The sequence below is a fragment of the Polaromonas sp. P1_E12 genome (assembly GCF_056405975.1).
The window spans coordinates 88467-103971 of record NZ_JBFUBB010000006.1 but is presented as its reverse complement, the minus strand read 5'-3'; the positions used below and the strand labels follow the sequence as shown (position 1 = coordinate 103971).

Annotated in this window: 15 protein-coding genes; 4 read left to right on the top strand and 11 right to left on the bottom strand. The window is 63.6% G+C overall.

Annotated elements, in window-relative coordinates; genetic code table 11:
• Positions 1–14 precede the first annotated feature (14 nt).
• From AC1D13_RS17120 to AC1D13_RS17085, 8 genes are all read right to left on the bottom strand, one after another.
• A complete protein-coding gene (locus AC1D13_RS17120; protein ID WP_457279560.1) occupies positions 15–920 on the bottom strand; it encodes a DMT family transporter in 906 nt (301 codons plus the stop codon).
• Positions 920–1780: a 3',5'-nucleoside bisphosphate phosphatase gene (locus tag AC1D13_RS17115; RefSeq protein ID WP_457279559.1), complete on the bottom strand. Its 861-nt coding sequence runs from the start codon at positions 1778–1780 to the stop codon at positions 920–922. Before AC1D13_RS17115 ends, AC1D13_RS17120 begins: the two co-directional genes overlap by 1 nt.
• 267 nt (positions 1781–2047) lie before the next feature.
• Positions 2048–2800 (bottom strand): aspartate/glutamate racemase family protein, encoded by a 753-nt coding sequence (locus tag AC1D13_RS17110; RefSeq protein WP_457279558.1) that lies wholly within the window; start codon positions 2798–2800, stop codon positions 2048–2050.
• Between the two features lie 270 nt (positions 2801–3070).
• A complete protein-coding gene (locus AC1D13_RS17105) occupies positions 3071–3784 on the bottom strand; it encodes a GntR family transcriptional regulator (protein WP_457279557.1) in 714 nt (237 codons plus the stop codon).
• A complete protein-coding gene (locus tag AC1D13_RS17100) occupies positions 3781–4662 on the bottom strand; it encodes an ABC transporter permease (protein WP_477689983.1) in 882 nt (293 codons plus the stop codon). Before AC1D13_RS17100 ends, AC1D13_RS17105 begins: the two co-directional genes overlap by 4 nt.
• A gap of 101 nt (positions 4663–4763) precedes the next feature.
• Positions 4764–5678 carry an ABC transporter permease gene (locus tag AC1D13_RS17095; RefSeq protein ID WP_477689982.1) on the bottom strand — a complete coding sequence of 305 codons (915 nt, stop codon included), beginning with the start codon at positions 5676–5678 and terminating at the stop codon, positions 4764–4766.
• Between the two features lie 156 nt (positions 5679–5834).
• On the bottom strand, positions 5835–7130 hold the full coding sequence (locus AC1D13_RS17090) for an ABC transporter substrate-binding protein (protein ID WP_477685950.1): 1296 nt from the start codon (positions 7128–7130) through the stop codon (positions 5835–5837).
• Between the two features lie 77 nt (positions 7131–7207).
• On the bottom strand, positions 7208–8263 hold the full coding sequence (locus AC1D13_RS17085) for an ABC transporter ATP-binding protein (RefSeq protein WP_477689981.1): 1056 nt from the start codon (positions 8261–8263) through the stop codon (positions 7208–7210).
• Between AC1D13_RS17085 and AC1D13_RS17080 the strand changes: the two genes are divergently transcribed.
• Together AC1D13_RS17080 and AC1D13_RS17075 are read left to right on the top strand one after the other, a co-directional pair.
• On the top strand, positions 8262–8486 hold the full coding sequence (locus AC1D13_RS17080) for a hypothetical protein (protein WP_477689980.1): 225 nt from the start codon (positions 8262–8264) through the stop codon (positions 8484–8486). The two genes, AC1D13_RS17085 and AC1D13_RS17080, sit on opposite strands and share 2 nt — an antisense overlap.
• Positions 8487–8537: 51 nt before the next feature.
• Complete coding sequence (locus AC1D13_RS17075) at positions 8538–9206, top strand: glutathione S-transferase (RefSeq protein WP_477666133.1); 669 nt, start codon at positions 8538–8540, stop codon at positions 9204–9206.
• 54 nt (positions 9207–9260) lie between these two features.
• On the opposite strand, the gene AC1D13_RS17070 is transcribed toward AC1D13_RS17075, so the two are convergent.
• From AC1D13_RS17070 to AC1D13_RS17060, 3 genes are all read right to left on the bottom strand, one after another.
• The gene (locus AC1D13_RS17070) at positions 9261–10004 is read right to left on the bottom strand and encodes a DUF2325 domain-containing protein (protein WP_477689979.1); all 744 of its coding nucleotides are present in this window, start codon (positions 10002–10004) and stop codon (positions 9261–9263) included.
• Between the two features lie 446 nt (positions 10005–10450).
• A complete protein-coding gene (gene recJ, locus AC1D13_RS17065) occupies positions 10451–12256 on the bottom strand; it encodes a single-stranded-DNA-specific exonuclease RecJ (protein WP_477666135.1) in 1806 nt (601 codons plus the stop codon).
• Positions 12257–12274: 18 nt separating this feature from the next.
• Positions 12275–13291 (bottom strand): hypothetical protein, encoded by a 1017-nt coding sequence (locus tag AC1D13_RS17060; protein ID WP_477666136.1) that lies wholly within the window; start codon positions 13289–13291, stop codon positions 12275–12277.
• Positions 13292–13419: 128 nt separating this feature from the next.
• On the opposite strand from AC1D13_RS17060, the gene AC1D13_RS17055 reads away from it, so the two are divergent.
• Entirely contained in the window at positions 13420–14673 is a 1254-nt protein-coding gene (locus AC1D13_RS17055) for a lipoprotein-releasing ABC transporter permease subunit (protein ID WP_477689978.1), read from the top strand.
• Positions 14666–15472, top strand: coding sequence for a lipoprotein-releasing ABC transporter ATP-binding protein LolD (gene lolD, locus AC1D13_RS17050; RefSeq protein WP_477689977.1), 807 nt, complete (start codon positions 14666–14668; stop codon positions 15470–15472). The genes AC1D13_RS17055 and lolD overlap by 8 nt, the downstream gene beginning before the upstream one ends.
• Positions 15473–15505: the final 33 nt, after the last annotated feature.

Below are 15505 nucleotides of genomic sequence, written 5' to 3'. Positions count from 1 at the left end.
CGCCGGCTTGGGGTTCAGGATTCGGTGGGTTCAATGATGATGCGGCTCTCGCGTACCGCAAGCCAGGCGCCAGTGGCTCCGCACACGGTAATCATGGCAATGCCGAGCAGCGACCACTGATCCGGAACATGGGAAAAGATCAGCCATCCGCCCAGCATGGCAAAACCGATTTGGGCGTAAAGGAACGGCGTCAGGGTTGATGCAGTGGTGCGCGCATAGGCAAGAATCATCATGAAGTGCCCGACGGCTCCGAGGAAACCCATCAGGCACAGGCAGGCCCAAAGCACCCAGGAATCCAGCGAAGTCCAGACAAAGGGAAGGGCCAGCGAGGCGATGAGCGTGCCCACCCAGCCGGTGTAGAAGTGCATGGTCGCCGGGTCTTCGGTACGGGCCAGGCGGCTGGTCAAAATCTGGAACCAGGCATTGGACACCACCAGGCTCAGCGGTAGCAGCAGCGTCCAGTCAAAGCCGGAGCTTCCCGGCCGGATGATGATCAGCGCACCGGCAAAGCCTCCCAGGACCAGCCCCCAGCGCAACGCCGGTACGCGCTCACCCAGCTGTAGCGATGCCAGCAGGGTGATGACCAGCGGCGTGATCATGATGATGGCCGTGAACTCGCCCACGGGCATGTATTTGAGGCTGAAAAACGCCAACCCGCTGCTGGTCAGCAGCAGTACGCCGCGTAAAAGCTGGAACCTGGGATGCGCCGTTCGAAACAGCGTTCGCCCGCGCGCAGGAAGCATCACCACGGTCGTGGCCACGGCCTGGAACGCATAGCGAAACCACAGCGCCATCAGGATGGGCACGCTCAGCGATATCCGTTTGGTGGTGGTGTCCAGCGCGGCGAAGCAGGCCATGGCGGCTACCAGAAGCGCAATGCCGGTCAGGGCAGGAGAGGTTTTTCTCGCGGGGCCGGCCATCACTGGATGCGGTCCACCAGCAGCTCCCACACCGGTGTCAGTTCGCCAGGCAGGAATGGCAGGGTACCCAGGTCGGTGTGGCTTTCGTCGGGGCTGTGGAAGTCGCTGCCGCGCGAAGCGGCCAGGCCGAACTCTTTCGCCGTTTCGGCGTATTTGAGGTATTCCTGCGGCGTGTGGCTGCCGGTGACAACCTCCACGCCACGCCCGCCATGGGACTTGAACTCGGTGAACAAGGCGTATTCCTCGTTGGGGGTGAACTTGTAGCGGCCCGGGTGCGCAATCACGGCAATGCCCTTGGCCTCGGTGATCCAGGTGACGGCGTCGCGCAGGTTGGCCCAGCGGTGGGGCACATAGCCGGGCTTGCCTTCGGTCAGGTATTTGCGAAAGACCTCAGGTGTTTCGCGGCACACGCCGGATTCCACCAGGAAGCGGGCAAAGTGTGTGCGTGAAATGAGCTCGGGGTTGCCGACAAACTTCAATGCACCTTCGTAAGCACCCATGATGCCGACCTTGGCCAGCGAGTCCGACATCTCCATGGCTCGCTGTTCACGGCCGCCGCGCGTATTGCGCAGGCCTTGTTGCATCGCAGGGTCGTTGGCGTCGAAGCCCAGGCCAACAATGTGGACCGTTTGCCCCGCGAAGGTCACGGACACCTCGGTGCCCGTGAGGTAGTGCATGCCCTGCGCTTTGGCAGCGGCGGCGGCACGGTGCTGGCCGCCTATTTCGTCGTGGTCTGTCAGGGCCCAGAGTTCGACCCCGTTGGCCTTGGCCCGTTCAGCCAGTGCCTCCGGTGTCAGCGTGCCGTCTGACACCACAGAGTGGCAGTGCAGGTCGGCATTCAGGATGTTTTTGGGAGTCACTGAGCCATTTTAGGCTTTGCGGGGTATTGGTGCAGGCCGGGTGCAATCTCCCTGACCCCAGAAGGCTCGCTTTGCGCGTGCGCGCGATGCCCTTGCACTGAAGGCGGTTTTGAGATGTTTCAGGCCGCCAGACCAATATAGGCAAGCGCGATCAGCTATAAATTTAATAGCGTTCCCTGCCTCGCCTGATATGCGCCACTACGCTTGAAATGACCGGCTGCTATGAAATATATAGCTGCTTGCGCCCGTTCCTGTTGGGCTACAGCCTTAAAGCCCCAAAGCAGTGAGCTCCGGCGAGAGTTTCTCCCACGGCACGTCGAAGCCCGGCTGGCTGCGCTGCGGTGGCGGTGCATGGCTGCGCAGGGCCCAGTGGGCGCCGGCCAGCACGCTGTCGATCAGCGGCACGCTCACCCCGGGTTGCAGGGTCGCGGCCATGCCTGCCAGGCCTGCACCACCCAGAATGACGGCCTGCGCGCCCAGCTGGCGCACCGCGTCGCGGCAGGCCTGGGCGAGCAGGGTGCGCGCGGCGGCAGGGTCGGCCGCAAGCTGTGCACCGGTCGGGGCAACGGTGTGGATGCCGGCCAGCGAAGGCGCATGGCCCAGCGCCTGGGCCAGCCGCTGCAGCATCGGCCCCCAGCGCTCGCCCCCGGTGACGATGGCAAAGCGTCCGTGGCGCGCCGCCTCGATAAACGCCGCCTCGGCCAGGCCGGTGACCGGCACCGGGCTGCTTTCGCGCAACGCCAGCAGGCCTGGGTCGCCAAAGCAGCCGATCAGCACCGCATCAGGCGTTTCAGGTGCGCCACCCGTTTCACCTGTGCCGGCCAGCGCAGCGGCCCAGGCGTCCAGCGTGGCGTGAGAGGCGACGGCGTAACTGGCTTCATCCGAGATATAGGGCGCGCCGAAGCGCGCGGTGACGGTGCGCACCTGCACGTGCAGCCCGGCGGCGGCTTGTACGTGGGTCTGCAGCAAGGCGCTGACCGAAGTCGACGTGTTTGGATTAATGACCAATAGCTTACGCATGGTTAAGAATTCACCCCTGTCCAGGCTCACTGCGTGTAGCCTGTTCCCCCCTCAAGGGGGCGGTGAAATAGGTACACCCCTGTCCAAGCTCACTTCGTGTAGCTTGTTCCCCCCTCAAGGGGGCGGCGCCTGCGGTCTGGCGAAGCCAGTCCCGCGGCCCCTGCTGGTAGTCCCCGCTGAACCGGCTTTGCCGGGCCGCAAGCGGGCGGCCCCAATACGAGAGGAAAGGGGCAGCGCGCCGCAGGCTCGAAGTGAAAAGCGTGGGGGCCATCAACTAAACAGCGTGGACAGGTCGGGCGCATCATCCGCCGGCGGCGTGAACTGCAGCTGCGACTCCAGCCGCGTCAGGTGTTCGCGCATGTGGCGCGCGGCTTCCTGGACGTCGCGCAGGCGAATCGCGTCCAGCAGCTTGCGGTGCTCGCGGCAGCCGCAGGCGGCGGCTTCGTCGCGGCTGTCCTTGTGGGATGTGCTGTAGGTCATCAAAATCAGCGACGTGCGCGAGGTGAGCTCGCGCAGGATGCGGCCCAGCGTCTGGTGGCCCGCGCGTTCGGCGATCTGCAGGTGAAAGTCGCCCGACAGGCGGATCGCGCGGTGCATGTCGCCGGCCAGGCGCGCGGCTTCCTCGTCGTCGATGCAGCGTTTGAGCTGTTGCATGTCGGCCTCGCTCGCCTTGGCAATGAAGAGCTCCACCAGCGTGGGTTCAATCAGCCGGCGCACCTCGAAGACTTCGCGCGCCTCCTGCTCGGTGGGTTGGGCCACGGTGGCGCCGCGGTTGGGGATGAGGGTAACGACCTGTTCATTGGCCAGGCGCACCAGCACCGGGCGTATGCGCGTGCGCGACACGCCGAAGGCACCGGCCAGCTTGTCTTCGACCAGCTTGGTGCCCGGCGGCAGGCGGTGGTCCAGGATGGCCGAGATCACGCGCTCATACATTTCGCTGTCGGTCAGGGGGGTTGCCTGGGTTACGGGCGTTGCCTCGCTCATCGGGTGCCTTTCTTTTGCCGGCGGCCCAGCCACCAGGCCAGGCCCAGGGCCAGCGCCATGACCAGCAACGACACCACAGTGGTGACGGTACCCAGAGCATAAATGGACGGCGTGGTGACGGTGGTGGTCAGCCCCTGCAGCTCCAGCGGCAGGGTGTTCACGTCGCCGATGGCCTGCGAGGTGCGGGCGATTTCGTCCCAGCTCAGGGTAAAACCAAACATGCCGATGCCCACCACCGACGGTGCGATCAGCGGCAGCACCACATGCCGGAAACCCTGCCACGGCGTGGCGCCCAGGTCGCGCGCGGCTTCTTCATAAGCCGGGTTGAAGCGGTTGAAAATCGCAAACATGATCAAGAGGCCAAAGGGCAGCGTCCAGGTCAGGTGCGCGCCCAGCGCCGAGGTGAACAAGCCCAGCGACGTGCCGTAGCCTTCCAGCGCCTCGGCCATGCCGAAAGCCTCCAGCGCTTTCTTGACGCCGGTGTCGAGCAGGCGAAACTCCAGGCCAATGCCCAGCGACACGATGATGGACGGCATGATCAGGCTGGCCACCACCACAAAAAACAGCGTGTTGCCGCCCGCGAGCTTCTTGCGAAACGCCAGGCCGGCCAGCACCGACAGCACCACCGTGAAAGCCATCACGGCCAGGCCCAGGCCCAGCGAGCGCTTGAGCGCCGCGCCAATGTCCACCACGCCAAGCCCTTCGGCCAGTTTGTAAAACCAGTGCAGCGACACACCGCGCAGCGGAAACGTCAGTCCCCCTTCAGGCCCCTGAAAACTCAGCACCACGATGACAAACATCGGGCCATACAGGAACAGCACAAACAGCGCAAAGAATGCGGCCAGGAACCAGAAGCCGGCGGTGCGTTTTTCGGACATAGCTTAGAACTTTCGCAGAAGGGGCCGCAGCGCCGGGCCGCCCCAAGCAAGGCCAGCCCCCTCGGGGGGCAGCGCAGTACACGAAGTGACAAGCGTGGGGGTCATAGTTCCTTTCTGATGTCGACGAGGCGGGTCAACGCCCAGATGATCATCAGCACAATAGCCAGCAGGATCACCGCATTGGCCGCCGCCAGCGGAAACTGCAGGTAAGAAGTCTGCACCTGGATGATCTTGCCGATGGAGGCGATCTGCTGGCCGCCCATGACGCCGATGGTCACGAAGTCGCCCATCACGATGGTGATGACAAAAATCGAGCCGATGATGATGCCCGTGCGCGACAGCGGCACGATGACGTTCCACAGCGTTTGCCAGGCCGAGGCGCCGCTGTCGTTGGCCGCTTCGATCAGGCTGCGGTCTATGCGCATCATCGAATTGAAGATCGGCACGATCATGAACATGGTGTAGAGGTGCACAAACGCCAGCACCACCGAAAAATCCGAAAACAGCAACCACTCGACAGGCTGGTTCACGATGCCCAGGCCCGTCAGGCTCTGGTTCACCAGGCCATTGCGGCCCAGCAGCGGCACCCACGAGATCATACGGATCACATTGGACGTCCAGAACGGGATCGTGCACAGCACGAACAGCAGCGTCTGCACGCTTTGCGAGCGCACATAAAAAGCCAGAAAGTACGACACCGAAAACCCCGTCACCAGCGTGATCAACCAGACCAGGAAACTGAACTTGAAGGTCGACAAATAGGTTTTGAAAGTGACGCACAGCTCCGAGGTGTTGCCGCAACCTTCAAAGATGGCGAAGTAATTCTTCAGCGTAAAGCCCGGCAGCAACTCATACTCATTGAAGTCCCAAAAGCTCACCATCAACACCAGCGCCAGCGGAACCAGAAAGAACACCACAAACACCGCCGTCAACGGCGTAGCCTGCCACCAGGCCGCAAGGCCGCGCCCCGGCGCCTTGACCGGAGCGGAATGCGCAGCAACAGCAGGAGCACCCATAAATATCCAAAAGTAAAAAAATGAGCTACCAAGGGCAAGCGAAGCGAAGCCTGTTCCAGGACACCGCGGAACCGGCTTTGCCGGGCCGCAAGTGTCGTCCCCTGCAAGGGGAGAGGACGCTACACGAAGTGAGCGTCAACAGGGGTGTGCCAATTTTTAGGCCGCTACGAACTCATTCCACTTCTGCACCATGTAATTGTTCTCGTCCATGACCGCATTCCAGCAGGCGATGCCGCCCATGCGCGCTTCATAACTGCCGCCGTCGCGCACCGCGCCGGTTTTGGCCAGTACATCGCCATTCGGGCTCTTGATGTCCTGCGAGGCCGGCTTGCCTTCCATCCAGTAGGCCCACTCGTAGGCTTCCATCTTGGCCTTGGCGGTTTCCAGCACGGCGCTGTAATAGCCCTGGCGGTTCAGATACGCGCCGGCCCAGCCGTCGAGGAACCAGTTGATGAACTCATAGGCACCGTCCAGCTTCTTGCCCGACAGCGTGGCGGGCAGGCCGAAGCCGGCGGCCCAAGCGCGGTAGCCTTCTTTGAGCGGCTGGAAGTTGCAGGCGATGCCCTTGGTGCGCACGGCCGTCACGGCGGGGCTCCACATCGACTGGATCACTACTTCGCCCGAGGCCATCAGGTTGACGGACTCATTGAAGTCTTTCCACAGCGCGCGGAACTGCCCGGCCTTCTTGGCTTCGATCAGGGTGGCGATCGTCAGGTCGATCTCCTTCTTGGTCATGTTGCCCTTGTCCGGGTACTTGTAGATGCCCTTGGCTTCCACCACCATGGCGGCGTCCATGATGCCGATCGAAGGAATGTTCAAAATGGCCGCCTTGCCCTTGAACTCGGGGTTCAGCAGCTCGGCCCAGGAGCTGATGGGGCGCTTGATCAAATCGGGGCGAATCCCCAGCGTGTCGGCGTTGTACACCGTGGGAATGAGCGACATGAACTGCGTCGGGCTCTTGGCGAAGACCTTGCTTTTTTCGCCTTCCAGGTAAATTACCTTCTTGGGTGCGGTGCCCTGGTCACCCACGGCCTTGCCTGCCACAGTGCCGGTGGTGAAGAGCGAGGTGATCTTGTCGGCATTCTTGATGCGCTTGGTGTCTATGCCCTTCAGGTTGCCGGTGGGCACGATTTTCTTCAGCGAGAAGTACTCGGTGTCGATCAGGTCAAAGCTGTTGGGCGCGGTCACGGCGCGCTTGGTCACGTCGTCGGTGGTCACGGCCACGTACTGAATCGTGATGCCGGTGTCGGCCTTGAACTTCTCGGCAATCGCCTTGTCCTGGTTGACCGCGGTGCCCAGGTAGCGCAGCACGATTTTTTCCTGCGCGTGCACGGCCGGGAACAGGCCTGTGGCCAGAATGCCGGCTGTGCCCTTGAGCAAAGCGCGGCGCGGCACGCCGCCCACGGTGGTGTCGGTGGCGGTGTCTTTTTGATCAGGAAGAGCGTCGGACATGGTGAAAACTCCTGGTGGCTTGGGTGGAAATCTTCTTGCGAAGGGACGGGTGGAAAAAATCTGTACCTCTGTACGCGTCAGGCAGGAACGGCTGCCTGCAGCGTGTGCGCCGCCTCGGGCGCCCATGACAGCTGCACGCTGTCGCCCGGCGCATAAGGCTGGGCCGCAAACGTTGCCTCGGGCACCATCACCGACAACTCGGCCGTGCTGTGGGCCGTCGGCGATACGCCCGGGTTTTGCAGGCCCAGCAATACATAGGGCCCCTGGTATTCGACATCGGTCACCACGGCACGCCGGTTGTGCGCTGCGTCGGGTGCGGCCTGGCCGGCCGGGGTGATCTGCATGTGGTCGGTGCGCACGCCGATCTTGCCGGCGGGGGTGTCCAGCACGTTGTGCCCGCCCATGAAGCGCGCCACAAATTCACTCGCGGGGCGGTTGTAGATTTCGTGCGGTGAACCGACTTGCTCGATCAAGCCGTGGTTCATCACCACCATGGTGTCGGCCAATGCCATGGCTTCTTCCTGCGAGTGCGTGACGTGGATAAAGGTGAGCCCCAGCTCTTTTTGCCAGCGCCGCAGCTCGGCGCGCATCTGGATGCGCAGAAAAGGGTCCAGCGCCGACAGCGGCTCATCGAGCAGCAGCACACGCGGCTGCGTGATCAACGCGCGCGCCAGCGCCACGCGCTGTTGCTGCCCGCCGGAAAGCTCGGCCGGCTTGCGCTCGGCCAGGTGGCCCATCGCCACGCGTTCCAGCAAATCTTTGGCCTGCTGGCGGCGGGCCGCCTTGTCCACGCCTTTCATCTTCAAACTGAAGGCCACGTTGTCGAGCGCTGAAAGGTGCGGAAACAGCGCGAAGCTCTGGAACATCATGGCCGTGCCGCGGCCGGCGGCGGGCAGGTCGGTGATGTTGCGGTTTTCCAGCAGGATGTCGCCGCTGGTAACGGATTCGTGGCCCGCCATCATGCGCAGCGTCGTGCTTTTGCCGCAGCCCGAAGGCCCGAGCAGGCAGCAGTAGCTGCCGCTGGCAATGCGCAGGTTGATGCCGTCAACCGCCGGCTTGTCTTGCTGCGCATACCGTTTGGTCAGCGCAATGGCTTCAATGGCGGCGGGAGGCGGGCTGGCAAGAGCGTTCATGCCAAGCTTCTGTGCAAGGCTTGTGCCAGCTTTGTACGCGATTTATCTCAAGATTGTGTACAAAATGCATGCTTCTGGTGCCGAGGAAGCCGTGCCTGCCTGCCATGCTGGTGCATGCTGTAACCAGAAGTTCCTGAAACTTCCGCTGTCAGGTTTGGGTGTGCCCACCCTGGGGTGCCACCTGCCCTTTTCAGGTTTTCTTCCTGTCGCCGCCGGAGCTTGAAGCCAGCAATCCATGGCCTACCATCAGCGCTTCCGTCTTATGGAGCCGCACTTGATCACCCTGCATCACCTCAACAATTCCCGCTCGCAACGCATCCTCTGGCTGATGGAAGAGATGGGCCTGCCCTATGAAATCCAGCGCTACCAGCGCGACCCCAAAACCATGCTGGCGCCGCCTTCACTGCGCGCGGTGCACCCGCTGGGAAAATCGCCGGTGATCACCGATGGTGAGTTCACGCTGGCCGAGTCGGGTGCCATCATTGAATACCTGGTGGCGCGCTACGGCGCCGGCCGCCTGGCGCCCGAGGCCGGCACGCCTGCGCACCTGCGCTACACCTACTGGCTGCATTACGCCGAAGGCTCGGCCATGCCGCCGCTGCTCCTCAAGCTGGTGTTCGACAAGGTGGAAAACTCTCCCATGCCGTTCTTCGCCAAGCCGATAGCCCGCGCCATTGCCGGCAAAGTCAAGAAGACGTTTATCGAGCCGCAACTGCGGCAGCACCTGGATTACCTGGAAATGTCGTTGGGCCAAAGCGACTGGTTTTCCGGCGCCGAGTTCAGCGGCGCAGACATCCAGATGAGCTTTCCGCTGGAGGCGGCTGCCGCGCGCGGCGGGCTTAACGAGAGCCGGCCCAGGCTGATGGATTTCCTGGCACGCATCCACGCCAGGCCCGCCTACCAGCGTGCGATTGCGCGTGGCGGTGAGTTTGCGTTGCAGTGACATCGGCAGAACTTGCTGAGGTGCTATTAAATCAATAGCTGCTCGCGCAAGCTCTTAAAAGGCTGGAGCCGTTTTTGACTTGATATTCTGGGTTTCTGGAGTGATTGGCAGGCCAGGCGCCTGCCGGCTGCGCACAAACTGCATAGCCTGCGGCTGGCCCACCAGCACACACTGCTTGCCGGTGCGCCGGCAGTGGTCCTGCACGCGCCAGTAGGCGTCGTGGCTCACGCAGCCGGTCTGGCAGATCACCAGGTCGGCGGCGACCAGGCTGGCCTCCAGTGCGGCTGCGTCCTGCAGGTCGTCACCCGCATGGTGCAAAAAGTGCCCGCCAGCCATTTCAACAACACGCCGGGCTGCGGTGGTGCCGGCGCCTTGCTCGCCCACGCACAGCACCGACTTTTCATGCAGGGCGGCTGTGGCTTGCGAAGCTGATAAAGCCGCCGCCAGCGTGGCCGGGGCCGCCGTGTTCTTTTGCCGGCCCAGGCGTTCCCGCACCAAACCCTGCAAATCATGGACACGGCCCATCAGCCACTCCACCCGGCGCGCCAGCGTCAGCCGTTTGGGCAGGCCGGGGATGGCCGCCTCCACGGCCTGGCGGTCTTCACGCTCCCAGGCCAGCGCCGTCTCCCGCACCATCGCCGCCGCGCGCAGGCGCACCGCCTGGGATTGCAGGCGCGCGATTTCCGCAGCCTGTGCGGCAATCACGGTGCTGCAGCGCTTCTGGATCTCGCCGCACTGGGCGAGCAGAGCGCGGTGTTCACGGTCAAGGCCGGGCAGAGAGGTACGGGGTCCTTGCATGTCGGGTCTCCAGAAGATGAAGGTGCCCCACTCCACAACCGGCGATCCGCAGCCGAAGGAAGAGGGGAAACCCATCTTAAATGAGAATTGCTCTCATTTGGAGTAAAGATTGAAGCCCGATTTGCTATGAATTCAGGAGCTGCTCGCGCACGTTCCTGTTGGCCAGAGCCCCGATTTCTTGAAATTTCAGCGAAAACCGAAGTAAGACAGGACGGCGCCGATGATGACAACAAGGCCGACGATATAAATGATGGTGTTCATGGATGCCTCAGGGGGTGGTAGGCGGCGCACCGGGTTGGGCACCTTCGCGTCATCATTCCCGCCGCGTCGGCGGCCAGCTGTAGGTGGCTCCACCCTGCAGCCGTCGGACAAGCGCTACAGCGTGGAGGCCTGGAGGTCTGGGCGGCAGAAGGTGCATCGGCTGCCAAGCGAGCGCAGCGCTCCGCCTAAAGCTCCGCGCCTTCCACCAGGAACCGTACCCGCTTCACGCCCTGCCACTCATCCGCATCCAGCCTGAAGGCCAGCTTGACCCGCGCGGGGAGTGATTCGGTGTGGCCGAACCAGATGCCGTCGACCGGCTGGCCCTGGTGCTTGAGCTTGAGCGCCAGGTGTTTTTCACCCACCAGCCGCTGCGACACGACTTCCACCACTTCGCTGAAGGTCGGCGCTGCAAAACCCTGGCCCCAGACCTCCTTGTGCAGCGTGTCGACCACGTCGGTGCGGCGGTATTCGGCCGGCAGCGGGCCGTCGGTGTCCATGCGGCGCGTCAGCGTGGCGGCGTCCAGCCATTCGTGCGCCACCTGCTGCAGCGCACTTTCGAACACCTCAAAGTGCTCTTCGGCAATGGTGCAGCCGGCTGCCATGGCGTGGCCGCCAAAGCGCAGCAGCACGCCGGGGTGGCGCTTGGCCACCAGGTCCAGCGCGTCGCGCAGGTGAAACCCCGGAATCGAGCGGCCCGAGCCTTTGAGCTCGTGCTCCTTGCCGTCGGCCTGGCTGGCGGCAAACACGAACGTCGGGCGGTGCAGCTTGTCTTTGACGCGTGAGGCGACGATGCCGACCACGCCTTCATGGAACTCCGGGTCGAAGATGGCAATCGCCGGCGGCGGTTCCTCATCCTCGTCAATCATCGCGTCGGCCGCCAGTTGCGCCTGCTCGCGCATGCCGGCTTCAATGTCGCGGCGCTCGCGGTTGATGCCGTCCAGCATTTGCGCCAGCTCATCGCCGCGCGCCGCGTCGTCGGTCAGCAGGCATTCAATGCCCAGCGTCATGTCGCTGAGCCGGCCCGCCGCATTGATGCGCGGACCCAGCGCAAAGGCAAAGTCAAACGTGGTGGCCACGGGCGCCTGCCGGCCCGCTGCCTTGAACAAACTGGCAAGGCCTGCGGGCAAATGGCCCGTGCGTATGCGCTTGAGGCCCTGCGCTACCAGCCGGCGGTTGTTGGCGTCCAGCTTCACCACGTCGGCGACGGTGCCCAGCGCAACGAGCGGCAGCAGCGTATCAAGCTTCGGCTGGGGATTGGCCCCCACGCTTGCCACTGCGTGTGCTGCGCTGCCCCCCGAGGGGGCTGTCCCGCCTAGGGGCGGCCCGGCGGCGGGACCCGCGTCAAACACACCGCGCGTGCGCAATTCGGCACGTAGCGCCAGCAGCACATAAAACATCACGCCCACGCCGGCAATCGACTTGCTTTCAAACGTGCAGCCAGGCTGGTTTGGGTTGACGATCACGTCGGCCTCGGGCAGCACCACTTCGCCGTCTTTCAGCGCAGGCAGGTGGTGGTCTGTCACCAGCACCTGCATGCCCAGGGCGCGGGCGCGCGCTACGCCGTCGATGCTGGCGATGCCGTTGTCTACCGTCACCAGCACGTCAGCGCCAGCGGCTTTCACGCGCTCGGCAATCGGAGGCGTGAGGCCGTAGCCGTCGGTCACGCGGTCGGGCACCAGGTAGCTGACATGCTGCGCACCCAGCAGCTTGAGGCCACGCAGCGCCACGGCGCAGGCGGTGGCGCCGTCACAGTCGTAGTCGGCCACCACACAGATCTTTTTGCCGGCCGCCATCGCGTCGGCCAGCAGGCGCGCCGCCTCAGCGGCGCCGTGCAGTGAAGCGGGCGGCAGCAGCCGGGCCAGGCCGTCGTCCAGCTCGTCGGCCGCGCTCACGCCGCGCGCGGCATAGAGCTGCGCCAGCAGCGGGTGAATGCCGGCTTGCTGCAGCGCCCAGACGCTGCGCGGGGGCACATCGCGCACCTGTATTTTCATGTGTGTTTACTATCTTTTTTATAGCTGGTCGCGCACGTACCATAAGGGCTGCGGCATCAAAAGGCTTGAAATTTTGGCCATGAGGCCGGCCTGGTGCGTCTCAAAAGTTTGCCAGCCGCGCTCGCCGCACAGCGTCAGCCGCACGGCCTCGCCCGCGCGCTGGCGGGCCAGCAGTTGCGCAATCTCGCCTGCATCCAGTGCGGCCCAGGCCTGGGCATAGGCTTGCCAGTCGTCGGTAAACACCGCTTGCGCCAGGCTGCGCGGCACGGCCGGAGTTTGGCTGGTGGGTGCATACCCGGCGGGCAGGGCGCCGCTGCCGCTCAGCCAGAAAGAATTGACCGGTAGCTGGCGGCGCTCGGCGCGTTCATCGTTCAGCGCGTGGGTGTACAGCAGCATCTGCATTTCGTTCTGCAGCAATTTCATCTTGCGGGCTGTGCCTTGGGCATCGTCCTTGCTCTGCTTGGGCAGCCACGGGTCCACATTGCGGCCCAGCACGCGATCCAGTGAGGCCGTGGGCAGGTTCCGAAACAGCTCGCCTTCGGCCAGCCAGCGCGACGGCCCCAGGGCAGGCACATAGTGCAGCGTGATGCCGTCGCCATCAAAGTAAGGCTGCATGGCCGCCAGCAGCGCGCGGGACTCGGTTTCATCCAGGCCCAGCGCGGCCGGGTCCGTCAGCGTGGCGTGTTCGCGGCCCATGGCCCAGTGGCAGGGCGTCACCCAGGCCCAGGCCTTGCCGGTGCCTGCCTGCAGGTGTTGCGCCGCATCTTGCGCCGCCCACGGGATCAGCCCGTCGGGCGTGTCCGCAGTGGCAAGGCCCAGCGCCTGGCCCAGGGCTCGCTCGTGCGGTGGCGAGAGCGTGTGTGCATCTGCCGTATCAGTGTGTACTGACTTCATGCCTTTGAGCAATTGGCTCTGGTTGTGCGTGCTTTGCGCCGGCAGCGCCTTCATGGTGGGCAGCCAGGCCTCTGCACTGCAGGCCGCAAAGGGAAGCAGCAGCTGCGGCCCTGCAAAAGGAGTGGGGGAATTGGCTGACATGGGGCTATTGTCCGGGATGCCACAATTGGCGTTCAAATTTGGGCGCTCAATTTGGGCGCTTAAATCGCACCCTATAAGAATCCGTTCGAGTTGGCCACCCGTGGCCCGCAACGACTACCAGGTTAAGTATGCAAATTCCTTATGAGCTGATAGTGGGCTGGCGCTACACCCGCGCCGGCCGTGCCACCCGGCGCAACGGCTTTATTTCTTTTATTTCAGGCGTGTCCATGCTGGGCATTGCGCTCGGTGTGGCCGCGCTCATCATCGTGCTCAGCGTGATGAACGGCTTCCAGAAAGAAGTGCGCGACCGCATGCTGGGCGTCATCTCGCACATCGAGGTGTTCGCCCCCAACGGCGCTGCCTTGCTGAACCCGCAAAAAACGCTGGCTGAAATCAAGGCCAACCCGCAAGTCACCGGCGCCGCCACCTTCATCGCCGCGCAGGCCCTGCTGGCACGCGGCGAAGACATGAAGGGCACCGTCGTGCGCGGCATAGACCCGTCACTCGAAGGCCAGGTCACCGACCTCGCCGTAACGTCTGGCCCCACGCTGGCCAAGCTGGTGCCCGGTAGCTTCGGCGTGGTGCTGGGCGGCGAGCTGGCCCGCGCCATGGGTGTGCGTGAGGGCGACAGCGTCACCCTGATTGCGCCCAGCGGCCAGGTCACCCCGGCGGGCGTGGTGCCGCGCTTAAAGCAAATGACGGTGGTCGGCACCTTTGACTCCGGCCATTTTGAATACGACTCGGCCCTGGTCATGATGCACCAGGACGACGCCGCGCGAATCTTTCGCCTCGAAGGGCCCACCGGCATCCGCGTCAAGCTCAAAGACCTGCATCAGGCGCGTGAAGTGGCGTTTGAGCTGTCAAGAAGCCTGAGCGGTGATTTGTTGATTCGCGACTGGACCCGCCAGAACAAAACCTGGTTTGCCGCCGTGCAGCTTGAAAAACGCATGATGTTCATCATCCTCACACTCATCGTTGCGGTGGCGGCCTTCAACCTCGTCAGCACCCTGGTCATGACGGTGACCGACAAGCGCGCTGACATCGCCATCTTGCGCACGCTGGGCGCCAGCCCCAAAAGCATCATGAAAATTTTCATGGTGCAGGGCGCACTGGTCGGCGTCATCGGCACGCTCTCGGGCCTGCTGCTGGGCCTGGGCATAGCCTTCAACATCGACGTCATCGTGCCGGCGATTGAGCGCGCGCTCAATGCCAGCTTTTTGCCCAAAGACATTTACCTCATCAGCCGCATGCCCAGTGAACCGCAATACGCCGACATCATGCCGATCGTCGTCATCTCTTTAGTGTTGTCCTTCCTGGCCACCATCTACCCCAGCTGGCGCGCCAGCCGCGTGAACCCGGCGGAGGCCCTCCGTTATGAATAATATGACCCCCACGCTCCCGACTTCGTCAGCCTCCGGCGTTTCGCCGCCCCTTTCACGCGGAGAAGGGGCCACTGCACCTGCGGTCGGGCAAAGCCAGTCCCGCGGCCCCGGCTTGAATGGGGAGATCGTCCTCACGGCCAAGGGCCTCACCAAGCGCTTCCACGAAGGCCTGATCGATTTGACCGTGCTGCACGGCGTAGACCTGCAGGTGCATGCCGGCGAAACGCTGGCCATCGTCGGCGCTTCGGGCTCCGGCAAAAGCACATTGCTGCATTTGATGGGCGGGCTGGACGGACCCACCAGCGGACAGGTCGAACTCAAAGGCAAAACGCTGTCAGCCCTGTCCCCCCAACAGCAAGGCGACCTGCGCAACAAGCACCTGGGTTTTGTCTATCAGTTCCACCATTTGTTGCCCGAATTCAGCGCGCTCGACAACGTTGCCATGCCGCTGTGGATCCGGCGTGAATCGCCTGCGGAATGTGCGCGAATCGCGACCAAGATGCTGGCGGCTGTGGGGCTGAAAGACCGCATTCATCACCGCCCCGCAGAACTCTCAGGCGGTGAACGTCAGCGCGTAGCAATCGCCCGCGCGCTGGTCACACAGCCTGCTTGTGTGCTGGCTGATGAACCGACGGGTAATCTGGATCGAAGCACGGCAGACGGTGTGTTTGAACTGATGCTGCAACTTGCGCGCGACTTCGGTACGGCCTTTGTGCTGGTCACGCATGATGAGACGCTGGCCTCGCGATGCGGGCGACGGTTCAGGTTGGTGTCGGGGCGGTTGTCGGAGTGGAGTTGAGAGACTGAGTCGACAGGTCTGCGTGTATTTAAG